The organism is Acinetobacter sp. ABJ_C5_2 (assembly GCF_044538485.1).
GTDB lineage: Bacteria > Pseudomonadota > Gammaproteobacteria > Pseudomonadales > Moraxellaceae > Acinetobacter > Acinetobacter nosocomialis_A.
The window spans coordinates 1-3,040 of sequence record NZ_JBIUCS010000059.1; the positions used below are offsets into that span (position 1 = coordinate 1).

Below are 3,040 nucleotides of genomic sequence, written 5' to 3' on the forward strand. Positions count from 1 at the left end.
ATCATATGTTATTCTGATAAATTCATTTTTCTAAACTTTTTTGAAGAGGATATAATGGTTAATCCTTCATTTCTTAATAAAACTCTATTAAACAGTGTTTTATTAATTTCAATTGATTTGGAAAATACAATTAAAAGTTTAGGTCTGAATGTTTTAAAATACGGAGTAATAGACAAAGAAACAGATAAGGTTGAATTAATGGTTCAGGATGATAGAGAATTCTTGTAAATATGATAACGCTACAATATTATTTTCCTTATTTGTGGCGTTTTATTTCTAAAGACTCGATTGGATTATTGGGTGGAGATAATGTATATGCATATGCACCGAATCTATAAAACAGAGTGGGTTAAAAAACCTAGATATCATGATGAAGAGTTTACAATCAAAGGCAGCGTAGATAACCCGTGTAATTTAACTGTTCATAGGAAAAATAATGTTAGTTAATAATCGAACCATATTTTATTCTGGTGATGAGATGATAGAGGTTTTAAAAGAGATAGAATATATACTAATTTCTCTGCACAAAGTAGGATCTCATTATGCTGAAACTTTACCTGATTCTTATGTCGAATATGCAGATGAAACTGCAAAATTTATTGATGATAATAATATTTGTGAAAGACTAGCGAGAATTAGAAGAATTTTATCTAGTAAATTTGATAATAGTTTAGGGGAAGATGATATGGACGATTTAGAAAGAGTTTTTGAAAGTTTAGAATATTGGAAACCCAAAAAATAGCAAAATCTGTCGTCAAAAATCAAGCAAGAGTAATTTACACCTTGAGTGGGATGCATGTGGGCGACTGATTAAAAATTGTAATGCTGAATATACGGCAGAGTACTGCTACGAGGCATTAGGACGCCGTATTCAAAAACGAAGTAAACATCATCATACCGGTAGTGAACATAACATCATTTATGGATGGGATGGCAATACACTTGCTTATGAGTCGAATGAGCAGATTACCAAGCATTATATATATGAGAAAGATTCATTTGTACCACTGGCACAGGCGGTTTATGCAGAAGAAATAGAGCTTTATCAAACACCAGTAATAATATCCGTTTCCAAGGGCAGTATTTCGACCAAGAAACAGGTCTTAATTACAACCGTTATCGTTATTATTCACCTTATGTAGGTCGTTTTATTTGCAAAGACCCGATTGGATTATGAGTAGGTCTAATATGTATCAGTATGCTCCTAATCCTATTGTATGGATTGATTCTCTAGGTTTAACAAAGATATTTAATGAAAAGCCTACTCATACAGGAACAAAAACAAATATACAGTTTATCAACAAGAAATAGACTGGGATCAAAAATTTACTACTCGTGGTGGGAAGACTGAAACAAATCTAGATAGAGCTTTAAGAGGTGATGCACCTAGAATTAAAACAACTAATGACTGGTCATCTGTTAATTTACATCACTCTAAACAAAATGCAAATTGGCCTTTATTCGAATTGTTTGGAAAGAGTCATAGTAAAAATATGGACTTACCAACTCTTCATCCGTATAGGCCAAACAGCATCCTGACTATTCTGTTAATAGAGATGATTTTAATGATGCTAGGGACGGATATTGGAAAGATAGAGCAAATAAAGAGTTAGAAAGTCAAAATACTAGTCGTGGCTGTCCTTTATAAAGGTGAAATTATGTTAAGTTTTAAAGTAGTTAATTATTTGAAGCAAAAAAATGCTTGGTTTGAAGATGTAGATATCGATTGTGAAAGGTATAGAGAAATTCTGAAAGAGTTAAATTTGGATACGAGCTCTGATTTTGGCATTTTCTATACACATGCAGAGGAAAATCCAGGAGGTTTTTATTCAAAAAAATTTGAATTATGGCAAATATGTTGGATGTATGAAAATAGTGATTATAGAGTTATTAATAATAGTTTAAGAAGAGATTTGAATTTAAATGATAATTATTATGTGATTTCAGAGTTTGAGGGGGAAAGAGCATATTTTTATAATAAAGAGGAAAATAGTGTCGAAATAATTGGTTACTCTGAAAATGGACTGAACGTTATTGAAAAGTGTGAATCATTTAATGATTTCTTAGATTGGTATTTTGATGTTTAATTTAGCTTTATAAGAGACAACTGATCTAGAAAACTGAATATAAGGTGTGAGGTGAACTCGTTTCTGCAAAGCAATGCTTTGCACAAATGAAGACCTCGCGTCATATGATTTATATGCTCAAAATAGCAAAGTCAGCATCTAACTTTTTTGAAAATTCAGAAATCGTCACCAATAATATTCGTTTCCAAGGTCAGTATTTTGATGAAGAGGCAGGATTACATTACATCGCTATTATTTGGGACGATTCATTAGTAAAGACCCAATAGAGTTACTGGGGGGATAATGTTTATGTATATGCTAAGAACCCAATTACATGGATAGATAGTAATGGATTAGGTAATACCACCTTAAACAGAAATTTAGGGGGGTAAAAGGTGATCATTTACAAGCTCATCATATTATTCCTGAAGAAATTTGGAGGGATAATAAGAAATTTTTTGACAAAATTGGTATCGGTGATAATAGAGATAAGGCAGAAAATGGCGTTTTAATGCCTGATAGTAAAGCTAAGGCAAAACAAATGAAGCATCAACTCTATCATTGTGGATCAAATCCAATATATTCAATGGGTGTAAATGAAAAATTAGGATGAATTGAATCACAACTTAATAAAGGTGAAATCACAGTTCCTCAAGTGAGAGAAAAGATAGCTAATCTACAACAATCATTACGAGTTGTTTTATCGGCACCAGGAACAAAACCGATTCGATTAAGATAGGAAAAATACGAAATGAATTATTATGTTTTAAGTTCTTTACAGACTGAAAATCATCCAATCTCATTGGTTAGTAATGCTATATTATTTGAAAATTTAGAAAAATTAGATATCGAAGCTGAGTATTCATATTATTCTTGGTATGATATTGAGCTTTGTGATACTTGTGAGCTTCCAAAAAATGGTGTGTTATTTTTAGAAGATGAGAATTTAAATATTTTTTTTCATAGAATAAAAT

At 31.3% G+C, this 3,040-nt stretch carries 2 protein-coding genes and 5 pseudogenes; all 7 read left to right on the forward strand.

Features of this window, described 5'->3' with window-relative positions:
- Positions 1 to 228: pseudogene (locus tag ACH8JV_RS19115) on the forward strand (hypothetical protein); the annotation flags it as partial.
- Positions 229 to 242: 14 nt separating this feature from the next.
- Positions 243 to 332, forward strand: a pseudogene (locus ACH8JV_RS19120) (RHS repeat-associated core domain-containing protein); the annotation flags it as partial.
- Positions 333 to 436: 104 nt separating this feature from the next.
- Positions 437 to 742 carry a hypothetical protein gene (locus tag ACH8JV_RS19125; protein WP_396523211.1) on the forward strand — a complete coding sequence of 102 codons (306 nt, stop codon included), beginning with the start codon at positions 437 to 439 and terminating at the stop codon, positions 740 to 742.
- A gap of 1 nt (position 743) precedes the next feature.
- Positions 744 to 1,245, forward strand: a pseudogene (locus ACH8JV_RS19130) (RHS repeat-associated core domain-containing protein); the annotation flags it as partial.
- A 413-nt stretch (positions 1,246 to 1,658) separates the two neighbouring features.
- Positions 1,659 to 2,087, forward strand: coding sequence for a hypothetical protein (locus tag ACH8JV_RS19135; protein ID WP_396523213.1), 429 nt, complete (start codon positions 1,659 to 1,661; stop codon positions 2,085 to 2,087).
- A 125-nt stretch (positions 2,088 to 2,212) separates the two neighbouring features.
- A pseudogene (locus tag ACH8JV_RS19140) lies at positions 2,213 to 2,805 on the forward strand (RHS repeat-associated core domain-containing protein); the annotation flags it as partial.
- Between the two features lie 12 nt (positions 2,806 to 2,817).
- Positions 2,818 to 3,040: pseudogene (locus ACH8JV_RS19145) on the forward strand (hypothetical protein); the annotation flags it as partial.